This is a genomic window from Alistipes sp. 56_sp_Nov_56_25 (assembly GCF_001915285.1).
Taxonomy (GTDB): domain Bacteria; phylum Bacteroidota; class Bacteroidia; order Bacteroidales; family Rikenellaceae; genus Alistipes; species Alistipes shahii.
In genome coordinates this window covers 21,997-42,459 of sequence record NZ_MNQF01000008.1, presented here as the reverse complement: position 1 = coordinate 42,459, position 20,463 = coordinate 21,997, and the positions used below count along the sequence as shown (strand labels likewise).

The 20,463-nt window shown below is 53.9% G+C and carries 22 protein-coding genes; 4 read left to right on the top strand and 18 right to left on the bottom strand.

What is annotated here, in order from left to right; genetic code table 11:
- Positions 1-6: 6 nt before the first annotated feature.
- From BHV64_RS04245 to BHV64_RS04230, 4 genes are all read right to left on the bottom strand, one after another.
- The gene (locus BHV64_RS04245) at positions 7-189 is read right to left on the bottom strand and encodes a hypothetical protein (RefSeq protein WP_147620921.1); all 183 of its coding nucleotides are present in this window, start codon (positions 187-189) and stop codon (positions 7-9) included.
- Positions 186-440, bottom strand: a complete 255-nt coding sequence (locus BHV64_RS04240; RefSeq protein WP_178499426.1) for a hypothetical protein — start codon at positions 438-440, stop codon at positions 186-188. The genes BHV64_RS04245 and BHV64_RS04240 overlap by 4 nt, the downstream gene beginning before the upstream one ends.
- A gap of 20 nt (positions 441-460) precedes the next feature.
- Positions 461-712: a hypothetical protein gene (locus BHV64_RS04235; RefSeq protein ID WP_178499424.1), complete on the bottom strand. Its 252-nt coding sequence runs from the start codon at positions 710-712 to the stop codon at positions 461-463.
- An 83-nt stretch (positions 713-795) separates the two neighbouring features.
- Entirely contained in the window at positions 796-1,044 is a 249-nt protein-coding gene (locus BHV64_RS04230) for a hypothetical protein (protein WP_217727721.1), read from the bottom strand.
- 147 nt (positions 1,045-1,191) lie between these two features.
- Here BHV64_RS04230 and BHV64_RS04225 point away from each other — a divergent pair, with 147 nt between their 5' ends.
- From BHV64_RS04225 to BHV64_RS04210, 4 genes are read left to right on the top strand one after another with little or no spacing between them, the layout of a single operon-like run.
- Positions 1,192-1,431, top strand: coding sequence for a helix-turn-helix domain-containing protein (locus BHV64_RS04225; protein WP_147620918.1), 240 nt, complete (start codon positions 1,192-1,194; stop codon positions 1,429-1,431).
- A gap of 17 nt (positions 1,432-1,448) precedes the next feature.
- Positions 1,449-2,450, top strand: coding sequence for a virulence RhuM family protein (locus tag BHV64_RS04220; RefSeq protein ID WP_195285851.1), 1,002 nt, complete (start codon positions 1,449-1,451; stop codon positions 2,448-2,450).
- Positions 2,447-3,001, top strand: coding sequence for a protein adenylyltransferase Fic (gene fic, locus BHV64_RS04215; protein ID WP_147620916.1), 555 nt, complete (start codon positions 2,447-2,449; stop codon positions 2,999-3,001). The genes BHV64_RS04220 and fic overlap by 4 nt, the downstream gene beginning before the upstream one ends.
- Positions 3,002-3,020: 19 nt before the next feature.
- Positions 3,021-3,623: an ORF6N domain-containing protein gene (locus tag BHV64_RS04210; RefSeq protein WP_147620915.1), complete on the top strand. Its 603-nt coding sequence runs from the start codon at positions 3,021-3,023 to the stop codon at positions 3,621-3,623.
- Positions 3,624-3,804: 181 nt separating this feature from the next.
- Here the strand turns inward: BHV64_RS04210 and BHV64_RS04205 are convergent, their stop codons facing one another.
- The 14 genes from BHV64_RS04205 to BHV64_RS04145 form a co-directional block, all read right to left on the bottom strand.
- A complete protein-coding gene (locus tag BHV64_RS04205; protein WP_147620914.1) occupies positions 3,805-4,293 on the bottom strand; it encodes a terminase small subunit in 489 nt (162 codons plus the stop codon).
- A 20-nt stretch (positions 4,294-4,313) separates the two neighbouring features.
- Complete coding sequence (locus BHV64_RS04200; RefSeq protein WP_288115584.1) at positions 4,314-6,587, bottom strand: hypothetical protein; 2,274 nt, start codon at positions 6,585-6,587, stop codon at positions 4,314-4,316.
- 223 nt (positions 6,588-6,810) lie between these two features.
- Positions 6,811-8,220: a replicative DNA helicase gene (locus BHV64_RS04195; protein WP_217727723.1), complete on the bottom strand. Its 1,410-nt coding sequence runs from the start codon at positions 8,218-8,220 to the stop codon at positions 6,811-6,813.
- Positions 8,192-8,875, bottom strand: coding sequence for a DUF6291 domain-containing protein (locus BHV64_RS04190; protein WP_217727724.1), 684 nt, complete (start codon positions 8,873-8,875; stop codon positions 8,192-8,194). The genes BHV64_RS04195 and BHV64_RS04190 overlap by 29 nt, the downstream gene beginning before the upstream one ends.
- Positions 8,872-9,108 carry a DUF6291 domain-containing protein gene (locus BHV64_RS13255; protein ID WP_353744041.1) on the bottom strand — a complete coding sequence of 79 codons (237 nt, stop codon included), beginning with the start codon at positions 9,106-9,108 and terminating at the stop codon, positions 8,872-8,874. The genes BHV64_RS04190 and BHV64_RS13255 overlap by 4 nt, the downstream gene beginning before the upstream one ends.
- Positions 9,101-9,400, bottom strand: coding sequence for a TrmB family transcriptional regulator (locus BHV64_RS04185; protein WP_147620910.1), 300 nt, complete (start codon positions 9,398-9,400; stop codon positions 9,101-9,103). Before BHV64_RS04185 ends, BHV64_RS13255 begins: the two co-directional genes overlap by 8 nt.
- A gap of 10 nt (positions 9,401-9,410) precedes the next feature.
- On the bottom strand, positions 9,411-9,788 hold the full coding sequence (locus BHV64_RS04180) for a DNA-binding protein (protein WP_147620909.1): 378 nt from the start codon (positions 9,786-9,788) through the stop codon (positions 9,411-9,413).
- Positions 9,789-10,015: 227 nt separating this feature from the next.
- The gene (locus BHV64_RS04175; RefSeq protein WP_147620908.1) at positions 10,016-10,834 is read right to left on the bottom strand and encodes a hypothetical protein; all 819 of its coding nucleotides are present in this window, start codon (positions 10,832-10,834) and stop codon (positions 10,016-10,018) included.
- A 4-nt stretch (positions 10,835-10,838) separates the two neighbouring features.
- Complete coding sequence (locus tag BHV64_RS04170; protein WP_178847104.1) at positions 10,839-12,059, bottom strand: site-specific integrase; 1,221 nt, start codon at positions 12,057-12,059, stop codon at positions 10,839-10,841.
- 271 nt (positions 12,060-12,330) lie between these two features.
- Positions 12,331-13,182: a sugar phosphate isomerase/epimerase family protein gene (locus tag BHV64_RS04165; RefSeq protein ID WP_015548071.1), complete on the bottom strand. Its 852-nt coding sequence runs from the start codon at positions 13,180-13,182 to the stop codon at positions 12,331-12,333.
- A gap of 9 nt (positions 13,183-13,191) precedes the next feature.
- Positions 13,192-14,487, bottom strand: coding sequence for an FISUMP domain-containing protein (locus BHV64_RS04160; RefSeq protein WP_015548072.1), 1,296 nt, complete (start codon positions 14,485-14,487; stop codon positions 13,192-13,194).
- A gap of 19 nt (positions 14,488-14,506) precedes the next feature.
- Positions 14,507-15,499, bottom strand: a complete 993-nt coding sequence (locus BHV64_RS04155) for a DUF6528 family protein (protein ID WP_015548073.1) — start codon at positions 15,497-15,499, stop codon at positions 14,507-14,509.
- Positions 15,500-15,523: 24 nt separating this feature from the next.
- Positions 15,524-17,065: a RagB/SusD family nutrient uptake outer membrane protein gene (locus tag BHV64_RS04150; protein ID WP_288115583.1), complete on the bottom strand. Its 1,542-nt coding sequence runs from the start codon at positions 17,063-17,065 to the stop codon at positions 15,524-15,526.
- 21 nt (positions 17,066-17,086) lie between these two features.
- Positions 17,087-20,428 (bottom strand): SusC/RagA family TonB-linked outer membrane protein, encoded by a 3,342-nt coding sequence (locus BHV64_RS04145; RefSeq protein ID WP_254886401.1) that lies wholly within the window; start codon positions 20,426-20,428, stop codon positions 17,087-17,089.
- Between the last annotated feature and the right edge of the window lie 35 nt (positions 20,429-20,463).

The following is a 20,463-nucleotide window of genomic DNA, read 5'->3' as shown; positions in this document are numbered from 1 at the left end:
AAAATTTTATTTATTGGTGAAACAGTAGCATTTATTCATCGAAGGGTCGAACGTCGAAAATTCGCCATCCTTTTCCCATTCCCGGACGGTATAGCGCCCCTTCGGAAGATACCCTGCCCGGCGGACAGCCTCGGCCTCGGTGGGGAATGTCCCCAACCGATAGCCGCCGTATGTCAGTTCGTAGATCATAGTTCGGTATTGTTGGACAACGTACATAAATTTTCCGTCATGGACATCACGGCCAACTTCATTACCTCGTCTTGCGCTTTGCCTAATGCGCTGTCAAATTCACTGTTCACCTCATTGACCGCCGAGCCGCCGTAATCCATTTCGGTAACTTCCGCCGCCTCGCCGCAGAGGTCCGATAATTTGATATAGATAGCCAGGTATCCGGCGGTCATCGGGCTTAATTTTACGTTTTTCAAATCTTCGATAGTCATGATTTTATAGTTTTAATCGGTTAGTTCAACATTAATTGCAAGGCTTCGGCGATCTCCGGACACTCCCGGCCCGCCCGGTCCCATACGGCGGGGACTTCTGTAAATTCGCTCATCTCGTCGTTGCACAACCGGGCCGAATAGTCAACGAATATCGTGTACCCCTTGTGGGTAATTTCGAAACCTTCGCTTACGCCGTCGCAGTTGAAGGTGATGTAATCGGCCGCCTTGCGGGCCATTGTCCGAATGTCGGACCGGGTTAATTGTTCATTCATTGTTTTATCGAGGTTTTGCGAGAATCTCGCTATTTTTCAATTTCCGTAATAGGTGTTGAGGGGCGGTACGCCCCCGGTTATCGTTAGTCTCCGTAATACGTTCTGCTGTTGCCGTAGTAGTCGGCCGGAACATTTGCCAGCGGATGCCATTCCGCAACCTTCGATTCCTCCATCAGGCGGTTCTCGATTATCGCCGTCATGACCGCCAGCTTCTCGTTACGCCAAGCCTTGCGCAGGCAGGCCGAAAAGGTCATCGAAGCGTTGGCACGTTTCAGATACCAGGCGTTGCGCATGATCTTCGATTTGTTGTAGCGGGTGCGGGTGGTTGTCATAACATTTATAGTTATTGGTTTTATTTCTTGATGCAAATATAAAGCTATAAATTTAATTATGCAAATAAAAAATAAAGTTTTTACTATTATTTTTGCAGAAAAATAAAGTTATAGCTACATTTGTACCAGTACCAAAGATTTAAAGCTATGGATATAAAGAGAACAATAAAGGCTAACGGCCTAACTGTTAAAGAAGTGGCCGAAAAAATGGGAATTACGCCCGTCGGACTTAGCCAGCATATTAATGGGAATCCAAGTGTAGAAGTGCTTGAGCGTATTGCCGCCGCTATTGGTTGTAACGTGGGTGATTTTTTCGCCCCTCAACCGACAAACACAATCACCTGCCCGCATTGCGGCAAACTTATCAAAGTAGAAAAAGGGGAATAACCTCAAACATCTGCATCATGGAACAAGAATTGATACTATACAATTCAGCCGACGGAAAAAGTAGTGTTTCATTACTGGCCCGCGACGGATCGGTCTGGCTCAATCAAATGCAGTTGGCCGAACTTTTTGCCACCTCGGTCCCCAACATTAGCCAGCACATAAACAACATACTAAAAGACAAAGAATTAACCGCCGATTCAGTTATTAAGAATTACTTAACAACTGCCACAGATGGCAAGCCCTACCAAGTTAAATTCTATTCATTGGAAATGATTTTAGCGGTAGGGTTTCGCGTTCGATCTATCCGCGGCGTGCAGTTCCGCCAATGGGCAAACCGCAATCTTGCCGAATACCTGCGTAAAGGGTTCGTAATTGACGATGAGCGATTGAAAAATCCCGACGGCCGCCCGGATCATTTCGACGAACTTCTCGCCCGTATTCGCGATATTCGAGCCTCGGAAAAGCGATTTTATCAAAAGGTGCGCGACCTGTTTGCCCTGAGTAATGACTATGACAAAACAGACAAAGCGACGCAAATGTTTTATGCCGAAACCCAAAACAAACTATTGTATGCTGTAACGGGTCAGACATCCGCGGAGATCGTAATGACACGAGCCGATGCAGATGCTCCGAATATGGGGCTGACTTCTTGGAAAGGGGCGGTAGTGCGCAAACAAGATGTCATTATTGCCAAAAATTATTTGACACACGACGAATTGGATTCTTTGAATCGACTAGTCGTTATCTTCTTAGAAACAGCTGAATTCAGAGCCAAAAACCGAAAAGACCTCACAATGAATTTTTGGCGTGAAAACGTCGATAAAATTCTGCTTTCCAACGACCAACGCTTGTTATCTAACGCTGGAATGGTCCGTAAAGAGCACAAAGACAAATTCGCTTATCAGGTTTACGAAGAATTCAATGCACGCCGCAAACGCAAAGAAGCTATTGAGGCAGACCGTGAGGATATGGAACAACTGAAAGAACTGGAAAACGAAATAAAAAACCGTCCTATATGAATTCTAAAACCTATCAAATAGACGCCCAAAGCCTCAAACAAGCGCACGCCCTTTTCGAATCGGGGGACATCGACCGTATAGAGGTCGGAACCGTGGCCGGGCTTTGTGAGATTCACCGCTATCTGTTCGGTGGGTTGTATGACTTTGCCGGAAAGATTCGGACGCTGAACATCGCAAAGGGGGGCTTTCGCTTTGCAAATTGCCTTTATCTGGGTGCGATCCTCCCGGTGATCGAGCAGATGCCGGAAACGACCTTCGAGGAGATCATCGCAAAATATGTCGAAATGAACATCGCACACCCGTTCATGGAGGGCAACGGTCGGGCCACTCGCATCTGGCTCGACATGATGCTGAAAAAGCGCCTCCAGCAGGTTGTGGATTGGCGGAAGGTGGATAAGGATTTGTATTTGCAGGCTATGGAACGCAGCCCGATCAATGATCTGGAATTACGGGCCCTGCTCGGCCAGGCATTAACCGACCGCACGGATGATCGGGAAGTTATTTTCAAGGGAATCGAACAGTCGTACTATTACGAAGGATACGAGGGATAAATCTTAACAATACCGACTTATGGAACTGCAACCCATCCAAAGCAAGATTTACGAAATACGAGGCCAGCGGGTAATGCTGGACTTCGACCTGGCCGAACTCTACCAAGTGGAGACAAAGCGGCTGAAAGAGGCCGTAAGGCGCAATATCGAGCGTTTCGAGGGCGACGATTTTATGTTTGTACTCTCGGAAAAAGAATATGAAATTTTGAGGACGCAAATTGCGACCTCAAGTCTAACATCACAAAATGCGTCCTCAAATTGGGGTGGTCGTCGCTATATGCCATTTGCTTTTACGGAAATGGGTGTCGCAATGCTTTCGAGCGTCCTGCGTAGCGAGACGGCTATACGGGTAAATAGGGCCATTATGCGGGCTTTTGTAGCAATGCGCAACTACATTACCACCACAACCCAAATCACGGCAGAATTGGCCGAAATTCGGGCAAAACTGGCACTACTGGAGCGGGCTGATGCAGACAATGCCGAAGCGGTCAGCGATCTGTCGGAGGATATGCGCCAGGAACTCGACAATATCTATCAGGCTATCGCAGCATTGTCGATCAAAGTGCCACAAGCCCGCAAGCCCTCCCAGCCGATAGGGTTCAAGCCGACAACAAAGAAATAGCCGATTTGGCGACGCTTGCTCTTTGGAGGGTATATGCTTCACCCGTTAGGAGATCGTCGAAATTTAGGCATTCCAGAACGCAAATACGCTCGATAAAAGACAAAGAGAGCCGGAGTAATTCCCGGCTCTCGTCATTTCGTCGTTATTCGGTGGCGTGCATCATCACACGCAGCGTGCCCCGTCATTCCTTTACTGTCCGCCTGCCGATGGACTGGATGATCTTGGCCGCTTCGGGGTCGAGGACCACGGAAATAGGCTGCGTTGCGGTCGTTATCTCCTTGCCGTTGGTGGTCACATCCTGACGGTCGGCAAGATGCAGAACCCGGGCAACGATTCCCGAATCGTACTGTCCACATAATGCGCCCTCCAGCTGGTCCGCCTCGATAGCCTCGCGCACGCACGTAAGGATGTCAGAAAATTCCTCCCTTGACTCATATTCATAGAAATTTTGCCTGCTGATCTTCGCAAATTGGCAGAATCCCACCAATGTCAGGGGACGCTGTGTTGGAACGGGAATTATTTCCCCTGCTGAAACCTTGTTGATGTAAACCGGATTCGCTTTCACCCATTCGACGTATTCCTCAAACTTGGCTTCAAGGGCTTCGGGGGTATATGCACGAGGGCGGCCCACTTTGCGGGCTGTTCCCGTACGCTTTATTTCATTCTTCATATAGATTAATGGTTAATAAATTAGGCCGACTTTGCTTTCTGGGATACTGCCACCTGCCGGCGCACGGCGTCGTTCTCCTGAATTCCCAGAATGACAGGGTTGTAATTAATTTCCTCTGTTCCGGCGTTTTCGGGGGCGTAGATAGACAGATACAGATCGCCGTCCTCCTCGTACAGATCGACATAAAGGCGGGAATCGTAATCGACGATATAGGGCGTTCCGTTCGATGTTATGGCATACGCTGTGCCGTTAATGCCGTCCGCTTCTGCAACCCATTGGCTGTCTTCATTCTTGCCGTCCAAGCGCAGATAATACGTTGCTGCCACCACTCCGTCCACTTTCAGTTTCAGCAGTTGGCAGTCGCAGATGTCGTTTTCGCCTGTTTCTACCGAATATATGGCGAATATCTGCCCGAATTGGGCTATATACACCGGCTTCGTGTAGTCGAGGTTGTAGAGATCGAGAGCCGTGAGTTTTGCCCGAATGGTGATGATTCGCAGGCGGTCAACGACTTTCTGATAGGACGAATATCGGGTCTTTACGATACCTTCCTCGCCGCCGAACCTCATCCACGGATCGAATACCCCGATGCAGCGGGCAATGCCCGACATAAACGCTCCACGCCCCGATAATATCCGTGGCGAACACTCCGAATAAGTGATATTCTCCTTGTCTTCTGTACTGTGATCCTCGTAGATCGGCACCAATGCACAATTCACCTCGTTTGTAGTTGCGTTCTCCGACGCCGAGAAAGGCAGCGACACAAGTTCCGTTTCTTTCTCGATGTTCTCGTTTCGGATCGTGATGGTTCCGTATGTGTCGGTCTTTACATCGTCGTCGTTGTCGTAGTCGAGGATGTTGCTTTGGGCGAGGTCATCGATGGTGAAAATCGATGCGTCGGGCATATCCACCCGGTGAAAATCGTTCAGTATTACCCGGTCGCTCCAGTCGATGATGTCGTTATTCTGAACATTGGCGATTATGTCATCGATGCTTATCAGCTTGATCGTGTTAGGGCTGTCCTTGTCCGCATAGGCGAACAGACCGTTCATGGACATCAGGGCGAGGATAAAATCGCCCTGGGAAATGTCGGGGAGATTGGGGGCGACGGGGAATCTTGTAGGGAACGCACAATCGGTCCAATTTGCCCAAATATTTACTGTTAATGGAGTTGAATATGGGTTTGATATATATATTTCACCTGCTGGATCTTCATAATGAAGTAAAATTTCGGTGTTTTCTATTAACGGATAAGTTATATCAAGCGGCACAAAATTGAATCTATATACATTAACTCCATCACCAGTAGAGCCAACCAGTTCTACATTGTATGATGTACCTAATATTGTGGATTTTACTATTTCGGAATTACCATCCAATTCAGTAAGCATTATATGCATCTCCTTGGGATCTCCCCATTCTGGCGGCCTATGTGTAAAATATCCATATGCTCCTGTTCCATTACTCGGTTTAATCGTAATATGTACTGATAAATCCGTTTTATTAAATTTTGTAGTACAAGATCCATATGCTATCTCATGCGGGTCTTTGATTATATTACCCCGGCCTAATACACCGTATATTTGATTCTTAAAATTTGTGCTATTAGCCGTAAATCGCAATGCTTCTGCCTCATTCGATATTTCATCCCCATTTTTTGATACAAGCGGAATAATAGGTCCGAGGTTTTTGCTGTACGCCAGCCGCTCCTTGCCGTCGATAGTGATCCCGTTATACTTTTCGATAGCCGAAAGAATTGTTTTCACCTGCACGGACGGGTGCAAATACTTGGGGTTCGACAGTCCCATTCCGAAATTCACGCCCCAAAACGCTACACCGGGGTATTCATTGGTCGTATTTCCTTCTAAAATGGTCGTGTTTTCGTTCCAATCAATGTGGTCCGCTCCGGCTTCCTCCAACTGCGCCCCCAAATCCCGCAGGTTCGCGTCAAACAGAGGCTGAAAGTTATCCGCATTGCCCCACGTAAGCGTTACATTGATCGTATCCGCAATATCCGTAACCACGGCGAAACCCTGCGTGAACAGCGGCACCCCGTCCTGATACAACGCCGCCGGAAGTCGTACATACGGAGCGTCAGCATCCGCATCCGGGCGGGCTGCCTGACCTATAGCCCGCATATTGGCAGGCGTAGGCGGCAGCGCAATATTGTAGGAACGGTTCGACTGGATGCTGTCGAGGCTCGAAAATATTGGGCTTTGATAGAGCAGGGTTACGACTTCGTCACTCGACAGGTCGCACAAAATATCATTGATATAAAGTTCGTAGGTCGTCATATGTAGTTATTTTTCTAATATTTGATTTAACAATTAAAATTCCGGAGCGTTTAAGTATTAGCTCCTCTTGCTTCCGTTCGTACTCTTCGCACCTGCGCCGGGTACGCTCCAGCAACTCTACAAGTTCTTTCTTATTCAATCCTACTGTCAGCGTGCTGTCGTCCCGCTGGCCACCCCTTCGTTTTTCTTTAGGTATTTTCATGCGCTTAAATCGCAAACACTCTTAAAACGGTTCGCCGTCCGTTGAGGGGTTCGCCGTGCTTTCATAGTCCGCAATCCGTGTAATACTTTCGTTGTGCCGGAAAATCACGCACCCTGTCGCCCCCTCCCGGTTCTTGGCGATATGCAGCAGCCCGACGCCCTCGGCCGGAATGGTCCCGTATCGCCCCGCGTCTATCTCGGCCCGGCCGTACATTGCCGGGCGGTCGATAAATAGCACCATATCGGCGTCCTGCTCGATGGCGCCAGATTCCCGGAGGTCCGAAAGCATCGGGGTTTTATCGGTTCGTTCCTCTATTTTGCGCGACAACTGCGACAACAAAATGACGGGCACATCGAGTTCCTTCGCGAGCAGTTTGGCCGAACGGCTGGCGGCGGCGATCTCCCGCTCGCGGGTGCTGTTCGTGTTCCGGCTTGCCGTGTCGAGCAGTTGCAGATAGTCGATAATGACCATCCCGCACCGCCCCCGGCGGGCCATAGCCTTACATTGCGAGCGTATAGTCCCCATCGTAATATTAGCACAATCACTGAAGTAGACAGGCAGCGCGGAAAGTTCCGCGGCGGCTTGTTCGAGCCTGCGCCAGCTGTCGGCGTCTATATCGCCCGTTCGGAACGATCCGGAGTTAACTCCCGAACCTCCTACCAACATTCGCCCGGCCAACTGTGTATCGGGCATCTCCAGCGAAAACACGCACACCGGAACCCCAGCAACGGCGGCGGTCCGGGCAAAATGTAGCATTGCGGCACTTTTGCCCATCCCTGGACGGCCAGCCAATACCACGAGCTGGCCGCCCCTCCAGCCGCCCGTCAGCACGTCGAGCCGTTGTAAGCCCGTAGGAATGCCGATGCACTCGCCCACTTGTCGGGCCTGTTGGCGTCGTTCCAAGTCGTCGAGGGTGGCCCGCACGACATCCGACAATGGCGTAATATCGTTGGCGTGGACCGTTGCGGCGGCTATGGCGGTTATTTCTGTTGTCGCCCAATCCAAAACGCCCGAGGGATCGGAGGCCGCCCGTACTGCGAGTTCATGGCCGAATAGACACAACCGGCGGCGGGTCTCCGTGTCTTTGAGCTGCCGGGCGTGGTCGAGGACATTTACCCCCGAGCCGACGGCCTGCGTGAGCTTTGCCAGGTAGGCCGCCGGGTTGCCTAACCCCTCAACGGTTTTACAGCGCTGCGTAAGCGTGTAGAGGTCGATTTTGACGCCTTCCGCGAGCATCGAGAGCATCATGCCGTAGATTTTGCCGTGTATCGGGGTCTGGAATGCCGAAATTTCGGCGATCTCTGCAACATCGGCCAGTTGGTCCGGTTCAAGAATCAAAGCACCCAAAACAGCCTTTTCGAGTTCGGGCGATTCCGGGAGCACCTCAACGGCCTCCAGGCGGTTATAGGAAATTTGTTGTTCGCATCTCATAGGTAGTTTGTTTTTGGGGTTCGTCTGGTCGGCGCATCCACGTTCGAACAGCTGCCCGCCAATCTTTCATCTTGTTTTTACCAATCATCCAGCCTTTCGCCTCATAGAAATCGATGAAGCGTTGAGCATCGACCGTATATCCCTTTTCGGAAATATAATTTTTGACCTCTTGGAGAGAGGGAGCAACAAACGCCGCGCGTTTGGCTGCGACTTTGCGCGGCTTGTCCGCGCTGGTACCTTTGGGGGTGTTACCGACATTCGATTTTCCGCTTCCCCCTGCACCCCCTTTACTCTCTATATCTTTATCCTTATCTACATCCTTATCCTTATAAAGGTTAGGTTCTTGGTTAGGGTACTGGTTAGGTCTTTGGTTAGGTTGGATAGCTTTTCCGCTTGGATTGTTCCGGCTTCCTTTGGGCGCTCCACCTTTTCGCCCATTCTCCACACAAGCATCGTATCGGTTATGCGCATTATCAATTACAGGCTTAATCGCAATAAATAGCGCTTTTGCAACCGCATTGCTATCCGGACCAGGCGCAATGCCTTCAAAGGCGTAATCGAATATCGTCTCCGATACGACCTTGTACAAGTCCGGCGGCAATTCGCGTAAAGATTCACGGAATGAACGGTAATAGACCATCGTATCGCGGCTCATCGGGTACCTCCTTTCCGAGATTGCCTACGCTCCCATTTAACCCAATCCGCCTCAAGTTGAGGGTAGCAATAATCATAGAAAATGCGGGATAGATCGGGCGGTAAATCCGGCAATGTACGATCAAGTCCATACATTACTATCGCATTCATAAACAGCTGGTATTCGTTGGGTAAAAGCCCCTCCATCGCAGCCCGAAAGGAACGGTAAAAAACAAAACTATTACGCCTACTCATCGCCGTGCCCTCCGTGAATGTAATAGCGCTTAAACCGCATCTTGTTTTCATGCACCCAGACATCGGCAACATCGATCCCCATTTTGCGGATATAGCGGATCGTACTGCGCGGGTCGGGGATATTCAGCCGCTCGGCGATGTCGAACGTTGCCCATTGACCGCCGCAGACCAGCAGCGAAAAGACCCGAAATTCGTTGTTGTTTAGATAAAATTCCCTACCTTTGTACAGGACTTGATAGAATGCCCCTGCGTGCTTGCCTTGAGCGCCGGGGGCGTGCTGTTTCTGATTCATACCTCCGGAACTATTTACGGTTGGCACTCTCGGCGATAGCCTCGGCGGCTTCGCGGTGACGTTTGGCCGGGTCCTCGATTTGGTTCTGAACCCAAACCGTCAACTCTTTACGGCTGAACAACAGACGCCGCCGCACTTTCCGATAAGGAATTCGTTTGTAATAGGCCAAATTATACAGATTACTGGGCGTAGTAGGGTATCCCAGCCCCTCCAAGAAATTAATTGCAGCTTCGAGCGTTAGTGCGTCCGCCGCTTCCTCCGCCGGGGCTTTATAGTTCGCCAGCTCCGGGATAATGGTGCGCACCGCTGCGTAAATGCACCCCTCCAATTCTTCGCGGGACGTCAAAATAATTTTGCTCGTTCCCGCTGTTACTGTCTCTTGCATCATAACAAGAATAATTTAATTGTTAAAAAAATGTTGCGTCCGGACTATTCCGTAACCGCATTGCAAAGGTGGGAAATGCGGGGGCCTATTGTTATGAAATAATTATTTATTCATATTTATTCATATTTTGCAACATTGATTACCAAACACTTACAACGCATAGTCTTTCACACACAAAACAAAAAAAAGAATGCCGTAAAGCATGCTTTCGTATGGTGGCGATTATGAATTTAACCCTTTTGGTCCTTGAGCAAAAAACGATCAATAACGTTGCTATATGCGGGCATATTATTGATTGCTGCTTTTAAGAAATCATATAGCGATTTCACCTTTTTGTCCAAACTGCCGTCGATTATAAGCCCGTCACGCTGCATTTGGCGTATCTCATCCACGACCGCCTGCGCTTTATCCCCCGATGCCGCATTAATTGCGGCCCGTACACGACTAATCACAGCCGCACTATCTCCGGCTATTATCTCCGAAATACTCGCTTTTTTCCGTCCGGCCTTATTCCCCGGTTTAATAAGTAGAGCCATAGCCACCAACGCGTCGGCGATTGTAAACATATAACCCGCATAGTGTCCCATTTTGAGCAAAAGTGACGCGTCGAATATGGCCGTATTTCTATATTTTGCCCGGCATTTTCCGAACATTTTTAGCAGCCCTGCCCGTCGGTCTGCAATGGATTGTGTTCCGTATGCGGCCATCCGGTCCAAAAACTGCCTGCCCTCCGCCTCCCCTTGTGCATAGCCGTCTAAATACATTTGCCGGAACGTTGCCCGGTGCTCTCTGAAAAATGGATCATCGCCCGCCCTATTTTCGAAAAACAGGACGGCAATACACGGATACCCCGCGAATGCGTCGGGGAGTCCGGTCCTTTGGAATGTCAAATTAGGGACTTTATTATACGCTTCATCATCGGGCAAATCAAACCACCGCGTAAGACTGTCTAAATTGTCGATGTCGTTATAAACACTAAACATCACGTTTCCCGGGGTATTGCCCGTGCATAGAGGTAACGATTCATAATACTGTTGCAGCTTATCCATATCCCTAAAATTTCGTTAATAATTCCGCATTCTTCTGCCGTTCCTCCCGTTCGAAGCTGGCCAGGTAATTTTCCGTTGTTTTGAGGTCCTGATGCCCCAGCGATTCCGAGATATAGGCGATATTCGCTCCTGCCCGCTTCAACACCGTAGCGAACGAATGCCGGGCCGTATAGGTCGAGATATTGCCGATCCCGAGCTGTTCGCCCACCTCCTTCATACGCTTATTGATCGCACGGGTGAAATACATCGTTTTACACTTCCGCCGCATTGCATCCTCCTGTCCGTCGAGAATCGGAAAAATGAAGCTGTCGGGCCGGGAGGGGTTGCCCCATCGGTTAATTATTGCCTGCATCCGCTCCGTGACAACGACCCGGATTTCCTTGCGGGTCTTGGTCGTCCGCTCGGTCTTTTGCCGGACAAAGCATATTTCACCGTTCACGATGTCCCGATACCTCAACTTTACGAAATCGGCAACGTTGATCCCGTTGCACAAGTAGAGGAACAGCCAATAATCGCGGTATTTGGCCGTTGCCTCGGTTCCGTCCTCATAATTGGCTATCTGCCCTATTTGCTCCAGCGTGAGGGCCAATTTGCGGCCCTCTCCGGCTTGTATCTCATACCGCCCCCGGCCGAATGGGTATTGCGCCTCTAAAATCTTTCCGCACCGCTTCATGTCGTTGAGTATTGCCCGTATATGTCGCATATGTATTCCGACGGTAGTACGGCTTTTACCCTCTTTAAGCAGGAACTTTTCGTAACGACGAATCCAATCCACCGAAACACCCGACAAAGGAACACGAGGTCCGGCAAATCGTTCTATCCCCTTCATAACAACCCGATAGGCCATCATATTCCCGATGCGTTCCTGTGCTTTCATTTCGGCTATTTTACCCTCAAAAGCAATATTAAGCGTATCGCCACCAGCTCGTTTTAGTCGATTGTTAAGATTTTCCAATGAAAAGATACCGCGCATTAATAAGTCCTCAACAGCCGTCCGCACTATCTGGTAGCTGCTTTCGATGTCCTTGCGTATCTCCACAAGTGCACGGGCTTTTGTTGTTGGCAGGGCGTCCCACTCCGCCGGCATCAAATCTTTCCCGGTCGGATAATAGTGACGCACTCGATTGTAGGTAACACGGATTTTTACGGAGCACTTCCCGGACTTTTTCGGATGGGCTGAATCGAACATTGCGGCCACCGTCACACCGTCTTTCGAGTAGTTCATTTTGTGTATAAATTTTGATTTTAGACACACAATTTAGACACAAATATACGGATTTAATCGAAACCAACAAAAACCAAGTGAAATAAAATAGCTATATTTGCCATTGAAATACAAGCATTTACAAAACAATATAGAAATTACCAAAAACAGCTAAAAATCGACAAATTACGACTCATAATCCGAAGGTCGTGGGATCATGCCCCTCTGGGCCCACAGAAAAAGAGGTTACGAATTGCCGTAACCTCTTTTTTCGCACTCTTCGGGAGCGGCGTTATTCCAGCTTCGCCGCGTCGGAGGCCAGCTTTTCGTAGATGGCGACCATTTCGCCGAACGATCCCTCGCCGCGTTTCAGCTCGTACATGAAGACGCCCTTGTAACCGGCCTTCATCAGCGCCCCGTACAGCGCGGGCCAGTCGATCTTGCCCTTGCCCGGAAGCCAATGGCGTTCATCGACCATGTCGTAATCCGAGACATGGACGGTCGCAATCCGGTCGCCGCACGCCTCGACGAAGTGCAGCAGGTCCTCCGAAAGCAGGTGGTTCGTGTCGAAACAGATTTTCACCTCGGGATAAGGGGCGATGATGCGCAGCAACTCGGCCGAGTTCCGCCCGAGGCACGTGCGGGGCAGATCCTCGATGCACAGCTGCGCGCCGATCCGCGCCGCCTCCCTGCGCAATATGCCGATCGAAGCGATGCTGTTCCGGATACGCTGCTCGCGCTCCCCGTCCGCAATCGGTTCGGAACTGGGATGCAGCACCAGTTTCTCCGGTCCCACTTCGCCGCAGATCGCGATCATTTCGGTCAGGAATTCGAGGTTGGCCATGCGGGCGCTGTCGTTCAGCACCGAGATGTCCAGCTTGCGGGAGAACGGGAGGTGGCACGACCAGACCTTCAGACCGGCCTCGTCGGCCATGCGTTTGGCGTGCAGCGCCTTCTCGCGGATTTCAGCCACGGTCCCGCGGCCGCTGATGCCGATTTCGACATACTCCACGCCGGCCTTCGCGGCGGCGGCCATCTCCTCGGGGCTCATGCTGCTGGTCGAGCTTCCGACGCCGAGACACTGGGCCGTCAGGTTGGCGGCGCACACCAGCGCCGCTGCCGTAAACAGAATTCTTTTTTTCATCGCTTCCGGTTATTTGGTGTAGTTTTTCACGCAGCGGACGTTCAGATAAATATCCTTGGCCGCCTCCTGATTGGTCTTGGTCTGAAGGTTCAGACTCGTACCGCTGATGACCAGCGAACGGGCCGTCGAGGCGTTGGTCTGCCCGATGAACCACACGTAGCCCCATTTGCCCAGCGCGCCGCTGTTGAAACTGCCGTCGGCCTTCTGATAGCCCAGCGGATACCAGCCGAAACCGATGCTTTCGGCCCCGTCGACGAATTGCAGGAGGGGTTCCCCGGCGTCCGTGAGCGTCATATTCGCCTGATTCCAAATACCGCCGTCAACGATACGGCCGTTGCCGCCGCGCAGCCATGCGCCGACGTTGCCCGTATTCTTGACCGTGCAGCCCGACTTGTAGAATCCGGCCTTCGTAATGGCATTCTCGGGTTTCCCGTCGTGGCCGCCGGAGAAGGTGTATCCGCCCTGCGCGAAATCGTCGGGAATGGCATACTCGCTTTTGATAGCCATCAGCATGTCCCACCAGTCGTTGGCGTTGGCCACGTGCCAGCCTTCGGGACAGCAGCCGCGTATCTGGACGCCGAACTCGCCCTCCTCCGTACCGTCGAGTTTGAAGGCGTTGCCCACGTCGTCCACCCCTTCGTAATTCTGCACATAGGGACACTGCTCCGCCGTACAGCCCGATATGCCGGTCATCGCCTCATACCAGGTGTAGTAACGGCCCTTTGCGTCGTTCAACCGCTGCAAATGCGACGCCTCCAACCCCGCAACCGAGAAAGCCGTCAGGTCGGGCGCAACGCCCAGGTTGCCGTCCTCGCCCGCTTCGTGGCAGTTCTCGGTCATCCACCAGCGTTTGCCGTACTTCTTGATCGTATAGCCCGGCAGCTCGATGGGGACCGACACGGTGATCGCCGCGAAATACTCGCGCACCTTGCTCGCACCCAGTTCGTTTTTGGCCACCACCGACACCGACTGGGCGGGAATCACCACGTCGTCGTTGACCACCCTGACGGTGATGACGTTGGTTCCCTGACCGTCGATGATCGAGATTTTCGACTTCTCCTGCTCGGCGATCGTCCATTCGTAGGTCTCGGCCCACTGAACCTTCGAAACCGAGAAGGTGAACTCTTCGCCGCCGTTGCAGGTGAGCGTTGCCGGCACCTTCGTGATCGGCCCGGGTTTCTTGGGAACGGTCATCTCCTGGATTTCCTCCTCGGTGTCGCGTTTCACGGCCTCGGTGCAGGCGACCAGCGCCGCAGCGGCGGTCATGCATGCCGCGGCCATCATGTATTTTCGGATGTTTTTCATCGTTTTTGCATTTTAAGTTTTACAAAGTGTGAACCTCGGGATACCCGAACGGATTCTCCACATACCAGCGGGCCTTGTAAATCTGGTAGCCCGCGCGGTTGAACAGCCGGTTGCCCTTCATGTCGCACACCTCGGCCGACCACCAGTTGCTCCCGCCCGACGTGGGGCGCATGACGATCGTGGAATACCCCTCCGGCCCCGTCGAAATGCTCTTGATGGTGTTCTGCTGGAAGATCTCCACGTCGAGGAACTTCTCCGCCGCACAGTCGAACTTGTAGACATGCTGATTCGTCGATACATACATCGCATCCTCCCCGCAGACGGGCGCCAGGTCGTGGGCATCGGTATTCCCCGCCGCCATATCGTAAGAGCGCACCTGCGTCAGTTCCGGAGCCGTACGCTTCCCGTTGTAGGCGAGCTTGAGCAGCTGGGCGCCCGTCGCCGTCCAGAGGCAGCCGCGCTTCCGGTCCCAGACCACGTTGTGGGCCGAATGGACCGGCATGGTGAAGGCGGGTCTGGAAACGTAGCTGTCGGCGCCATTGTACACGTAGACGCTCAACAGGTTGCCCGTGCTCGACGCCACGACGACATTCCCGTCGGGCAGCACCTCGGCCGAGTGGGGGTTTCCGCCCGGCTTGGCGTAGAACATCGCCTTCTTGTCCGCAATGCGGATCAGCGCCACGCCGCCGCCCGAAGCCGTGACGAGCACGCACGTACGGTTGTAGACCGGTTTGGCCTCGTCGGGCAGATCGAACCACGCCTGTTCCGCAGCCGAAAGCCCGCTGTCGGCGGCCGTCCACTCCCAGGCGACCTTTCCCGTCGGCTGGTCGATCATCACGATCCGGTTCTTGGCCTGCTCGGTCAGAATCATCACCTTCGTGGCCTTGTCCAGGTCGATCGTCTCCTCCTTGTCGTCGCCCGGCCGCCAGGGAACGTAAGGTCCCTCCTCCTCGTCTTTGCTGCAAGCCTGAAGGAGGAATGCGGCGGCCAGTATCCACAGATATTTTTTCATAATTGCCAGTTAGCGGTTGTCGGATTAATAATTGGGATTTTGTTCGAGTTTCTTGTTCAGCAGGATCTGGTCCGCCGGAACGGGCCACCAGTAGTCGCGGTCGGGGTCGAACGCCCGGACGGCGATGTCCGTGCCCGCATAGTCCTGAATCACGGCGTTCATCACCAGCTCGGCGGTCATCCAGCGGCGGATGTCGTTGTAATAAAGCCCCTCACCGGCGAATTCGACGCGGCGCTCGTGGCGGATGATCTCGCGCATCTCGGACTGGCTCTTCGAACCGTAGGCGTAGGTGGGCATGCCGACGCGGCCGCGCACGCGGTTCACGGCGTCGTAAACGGCATCGGAGGGCGTGGCGTCGACCTCGTTCTGCGCCTCGGCGAACATCAGCAGCACGTCGGCGTAGCGGATGAACATGTAGTTGGTCTCGCCGTTGCTGTCGTCCGAATCGCGCTTCTGCGCGTCGTAGATCGTGAGTTTCCTGTGTGCGAAGCCCGTGAACTGGCACACCTCCCCGGCCGGGCAGTTGGCCTTGCCGAGGAACGTGCTCCCGGGATAGAAATTCGTCGCCGCGAAACGCGGGTCGAGGTTGTCGTACTTGCCCATCGTGGCCGCACCGTCGGTCGTCGTCCGGTAGTCCATCACCAGATCGAGCAACGGTGCGTTGTTGCGGTACTGGACGCTGTAAACGTTGAACGAATTGACGGCCGTGTTCTTGGTCTTCGAAAATTCGATGTTGAAGACGCACTCGCAGCTGTGCTCGTTCGCCGGCAGGAAGAGTTTCCGGTAGTCGCCGAACAGGTCGTAGCCCGCCTGGGCCTCCTTTTCGATCACGGCTTTGGCCGCATCGGCCGCAGCCTGCCATTTCGCGGCGTCGTTCGAGGGGTTGACCAGCTTGCTGGCCTCGAAAAGCAGCAGACGGGCCTTGAGGGCCATCGCCGCGCCGCGCGTGGCGCGCCCCTGGTCGGCGGCTTTGGTCCACTGCCAGTCGAGCAGTTCGCGGTCGATGATGTCGTTCAGATCGTCGAGAATCGCCCGCACCACCTCCTCGCGCGAGGCGCGGGGCAGCGAACCGTGCGCATAGACAGGCTCTTCGAGGATCAGCGGCACGCCGTTGTAATAGGTCACCAGCATGTAGTAATAGAGCGCGCGGAGGAACTTGGCCTCGCCCTCCATCTGCACCCTGCGGTCGTCGGCCACGGCGGCGGCAAGCAGGCGGTTGAGATGGGTGTTGCAGCGTCCGATGCCCTCGTAGCACTTTTTCCAGCGGTTGGCGATGATGCCCGAGCTGTTGGCCGTGTGGGTCCCCTGGGCGATGACGTTGTATCCGCCCGCGTTGTTGTAATTATAGGCGTTGGGCGTGCAGGTCTCTTCGAGCAGCGGCGCCGAGTCTCCGAACAGCGCACTGTTGGTCAGTATGTTGTAACAGCCGGTCATGGCGGCCTCGGTTCCTTCTTCGGTTTCCCAGAACGTCTCGACCGTATATTTGTCGGTGGGAATGGTGTCGAGGTTGCAGGAGGCCAGCGCCGCCGCACCGCAAAGCATCAATCCGATTACTGTTTTTTTCATGTTTTTCCGTATTTGAAGCGATTAGAAAGTAATGTTGAAGCCGAAGTTGATCGTCCGCAGCGAAGGATACTGCATCAGGTTGGTCGACGAAAGGTCGATCTCGGGGTCGAACATCTTCAGCGGGGAGATCGTGAAGAGGTTCTCGCCGTTGACGAAGATCTGGCACTGGCTCATTCCGAGCTTCGAAATCCACCTCTTGGGGAGGGTGTACGAGAGTTGCAGCTGCTTGCAGCGCAGGTACGACGCATCGTAGAGCCACTGCGTGTTCTTGTAGTCGTGCATCTCGGGCGCGCCCGTGGCGGTGTGGAGGATCGGCAGGCGGGAGTTGTGGTTCTCGGGGGTCCACGCGTCGGTCGCCCACTCCTTCAGCACGCCCGCTCCGTTCCAGAACGGGGCTGCGAGGTTGCCCGAAAGATAGGTCTTCACGTCGGCGACGCCCTGGAACTGCGCCGAAAGTTCGAGTCCCTTCCATCCCAGCGAGAAGTTGAAGGCGTAGGTGATGCTCGGCGTGAGGTTGCCGCAGACGGCGCGGTCGTCGTCGTCGATCTTGTCGTCGTTGTTGAGATTCTTGTAGCGGATGTACCCGGGCTTCACGCCGCTGCCGACGGTCACCGAATTGGCGATCTCCTCATAACTGTTGTAGAAGCCGTCGGCCTGGTAGAGATACCACGCGTCGATGGGTTCGCCCTCGCGGATGATGTTGAAGGTCTTGATGTACTCCTGCCCGTCGAGGTCGACGACGATGTTCTTGTTGTAGCAGAAGTTGCCGCCGAGGCTGTAATGGAAATTCTTGACCGCGCTCCGCCACTGGAGGTTCAGCTCGACGCCGTCGTTGGCCACCACGCCGATGTTCTGCTTCGGGCCGTTCAGGTTGCCGATCTGCGCCGAAATCTTCACGTCGCGCAGGATGCCTTCGGTGCGTTTCTTATAGAGGTCGACGCTGAACAGCAGGCGGTGGTCGAAGGCCTCGAAATCCAGTCCGAGGTTGTAGGTGCGGGTGGTCTCCCACGAGATGTTCTCGTCGACGAAATCCTTGATCGCCGCGCCGCCCGACAGCACGTCGCCGAAGCTGTAATTGTAGCTCTTGTTCGCCAGCACGGCCATCAGGTACTCGTAGTTGCCGATGGCCTGGTTGCCCATCTCGCCGACCGAGCCGCGGAGCTTGAGCACGTCGACCGCCCGGACGTTCTGCATGAAATTCTCCTTGTCGATGCGCCACCCGACCGACACGGCGGGGAAGAAGGCCCATCGGTTGCCCTTGGCGAATTTCGACGAGCCGTCGTAACGCGCCGTCACGTCGATCAGGTATTTCTCCTTGTAGTCGTAGGTGATTCGCCCGAAGTAGGAGAAGAGCAGTTCGAGCGACGATCCGCCCGAAATATCCTCCATCGTGGCGCCGACCGACAGGGCGGTGAGCTGGTTGTTGAAGTAGTCGCGTTTCTTGGCCTGGAAGTTCTTGCCGTCGTAACGCTTGTACTCCGTGCCGACCATCACGTTGAAGTTGTGGTTGCCGCCGAAGCTCTTGCCCCACGAAAGGGTGTTGTAGAAAGTGTAGTTGATCGCGTTGTTGTCCCAGTCCTTGGCCGAGACGTAGGCGCTGAAGTCCTTCCGCTCGAGGGTTTTGGGATTGTAGGTGTACATCGCGTGCTTGAAATCCTTCGAATAGTGGTCGACCTTCACGTAGCCCAGGTTGGCGTTGTACTTGATGCCCCACGGCAGGTCGTAGCCGATGTTGATGCGCCCCAGAATGCGGTGAAGCTGACGTTTGGTGTTGCCCTCGTGCAGCTCCATGAGCGGATTCTCGGGGTTGTTGCGCCCGGGGGTCGAGAGCCACGTCGAGAGCCACTTGCCGTCGGGCAGCTGCGTGCCGAAGATCGGCAGGGCGCGGTTGATGACGTTGACCGTCGTCGATACGCCGTAGATCGGGTCGGTGTTGTAGCGCAGGTTGCCCAGCAGGCTGACGCCCACCTTCAGGCGCTTGGTCACCTGCGCGTTGATCTTCATGTCCCACGAGAAGCGTTCCGCGTCGTCGTTGGCGACCATGATGCCGCGCTGGTTCATGTAACCGCCGCCCAGCGAGTAGGAGATCTTGTCCGTGCCGCCCGAAACGCGGGCGTTGTACTGCTGGAGAAAACCGTTCTGGTAGCAGAGGTCGTACCAGTCGGAGGCGGGATAGATGTACTTGTCGTGCTTCATGCCCTCCTCGTATTCGAGGATGTCGTCGCGGTTGTAGGTCACCGTCAGCTTGCCTTCGTTCAGTTCGGCCTGGTTGCGCATGTTCATATACTGAATCGGGTCGGTCACCACGTCGGGCACGTAGGTCGCCGACTGAATGCCGAAGTTGGCGCTCAGCTTCACCACCGGCGCGCCCTTCTTGGCCTGCTTCGTGGTGATGAGGATGACGCCGTTGGCGGCCTTGGAACCGTAGATCGAGGCCGAAGCGTCCTTCAGCACCGAGATCGTCTCGATGTCGCCGGGATTCAGCTCGTTGAGCGAATACTCCATGCCGTCGACCAGCACCATGGGGCTGGAACTGCTCATCGTGCCGACGCCGCGTATGCGGATCGTCGCGCCGTCGCTGCCGGGCTTCGACGAAGCCTGGTTGATGTAGACGCCGGGCATCGAATAGAGCGCCTGCGAGGCGTGCGTCATGGGCTGGTTCTCGATCTCCGACATCTGGCGCACGGCGATCGAGCCGGTCAGGTTGACCTTCTTCTGCACGCCGTATCCGATCACCACCACGTCGTCGAGGAGCTGGTTATTCTCCTTCAGCACCACGGTCAGATGCGTCCGGTTGCCCACTTCGACCTGCGCCGCGTCGTAACCGATGAACGACACGCTGAGCCGCGCGCCTGCAGTCACGTTCAGGGCGAATTCGCCCTTCGAATTGGTCACCATGCCGTTCGTCGTGCCCTCGACCAGCACGTTCGCCCCCACGATCGGATCGCCGGCCTCGGTCTCGACGCGGCCCTTCAGCTGGTATTCCCGGCCCCGGCCTGCCGGGTCGGATTTGTAAAGCACGATGTGGCGGCCTTCGAGTTTGGCCAGAATTCCCTGGTCGGCGAGCACGCCGTCGAGCAGTTTCAGGACGTTCTGATCGTGCGCCTCGACCGAAACGCGCTTCCGGAGGTCGATCTCGCTCTCCCGATACCAGAACGAGTAGCCGCTCTGCGTCTTGACCGCTTCGATCACCTCGCGCACGGTGGCGTTCTTCAGCGTCAACGAAATCACGGGATTCTGCGCGTAAAGAGCCTGGGCCGCCACCGTGAACCAACACAGGGTCAGCAATCCGCTCAGTCTGCACAGCATCCGCTGGCCGAAAAGGTCCCGGAAGGACCTTCTGCTGGTAGAATTGTTACTCATAAGGATTGAAATTTAGGTTGTAGTGAAAAAAATCG

Excerpts from the sequence above, each read along its gene's own strand:
- BHV64_RS04245 (WP_147620921.1), bottom strand. The coding sequence starts at position 189 with ATGATCTACGAACTGACATACGGCGGCTATCGGTTGGGGACATTCCCC.
- BHV64_RS04240 (WP_178499426.1), bottom strand. The coding sequence starts at position 440 with ATGACTATCGAAGATTTGAAAAACGTAAAATTAAGCCCGATGACCGCC.
- BHV64_RS04235 (WP_178499424.1), bottom strand. The coding sequence starts at position 712 with ATGAATGAACAATTAACCCGGTCCGACATTCGGACAATGGCCCGCAAG.
- BHV64_RS04230 (WP_217727721.1), bottom strand. The coding sequence starts at position 1,044 with ATGACAACCACCCGCACCCGCTACAACAAATCGAAGATCATGCGCAAC.
- BHV64_RS04225 (WP_147620918.1), top strand. The coding sequence starts at position 1,192 with ATGGATATAAAGAGAACAATAAAGGCTAACGGCCTAACTGTTAAAGAA.
- BHV64_RS04220 (WP_195285851.1), top strand. The coding sequence starts at position 1,449 with ATGGAACAAGAATTGATACTATACAATTCAGCCGACGGAAAAAGTAGT.
- fic (WP_147620916.1), top strand. The coding sequence starts at position 2,447 with ATGAATTCTAAAACCTATCAAATAGACGCCCAAAGCCTCAAACAAGCG.
- BHV64_RS04210 (WP_147620915.1), top strand. The coding sequence starts at position 3,021 with ATGGAACTGCAACCCATCCAAAGCAAGATTTACGAAATACGAGGCCAG.
- BHV64_RS04205 (WP_147620914.1), bottom strand. The coding sequence starts at position 4,293 with ATGAAGAATGAAATAAAGCGTACGGGAACAGCCCGCAAAGTGGGCCGC.
- BHV64_RS04200 (WP_288115584.1), bottom strand. The coding sequence starts at position 6,587 with ATGACGACCTACGAACTTTATATCAATGATATTTTGTGCGACCTGTCG.
- BHV64_RS04195 (WP_217727723.1), bottom strand. The coding sequence starts at position 8,220 with ATGAGATGCGAACAACAAATTTCCTATAACCGCCTGGAGGCCGTTGAG.
- BHV64_RS04190 (WP_217727724.1), bottom strand. The coding sequence starts at position 8,875 with ATGAGCCGCGATACGATGGTCTATTACCGTTCATTCCGTGAATCTTTA.
- BHV64_RS13255 (WP_353744041.1), bottom strand. The coding sequence starts at position 9,108 with ATGAGTAGGCGTAATAGTTTTGTTTTTTACCGTTCCTTTCGGGCTGCG.
- BHV64_RS04185 (WP_147620910.1), bottom strand. The coding sequence starts at position 9,400 with ATGAATCAGAAACAGCACGCCCCCGGCGCTCAAGGCAAGCACGCAGGG.
- BHV64_RS04180 (WP_147620909.1), bottom strand. The coding sequence starts at position 9,788 with ATGATGCAAGAGACAGTAACAGCGGGAACGAGCAAAATTATTTTGACG.
- BHV64_RS04175 (WP_147620908.1), bottom strand. The coding sequence starts at position 10,834 with ATGGATAAGCTGCAACAGTATTATGAATCGTTACCTCTATGCACGGGC.
- BHV64_RS04170 (WP_178847104.1), bottom strand. The coding sequence starts at position 12,059 with ATGAACTACTCGAAAGACGGTGTGACGGTGGCCGCAATGTTCGATTCA.
- BHV64_RS04165 (WP_015548071.1), bottom strand. The coding sequence starts at position 13,182 with ATGAAAAAAAGAATTCTGTTTACGGCAGCGGCGCTGGTGTGCGCCGCC.
- BHV64_RS04160 (WP_015548072.1), bottom strand. The coding sequence starts at position 14,487 with ATGAAAAACATCCGAAAATACATGATGGCCGCGGCATGCATGACCGCC.
- BHV64_RS04155 (WP_015548073.1), bottom strand. The coding sequence starts at position 15,499 with ATGAAAAAATATCTGTGGATACTGGCCGCCGCATTCCTCCTTCAGGCT.
- BHV64_RS04150 (WP_288115583.1), bottom strand. The coding sequence starts at position 17,065 with ATGAAAAAAACAGTAATCGGATTGATGCTTTGCGGTGCGGCGGCGCTG.
- BHV64_RS04145 (WP_254886401.1), bottom strand. The coding sequence starts at position 20,428 with ATGAGTAACAATTCTACCAGCAGAAGGTCCTTCCGGGACCTTTTCGGC.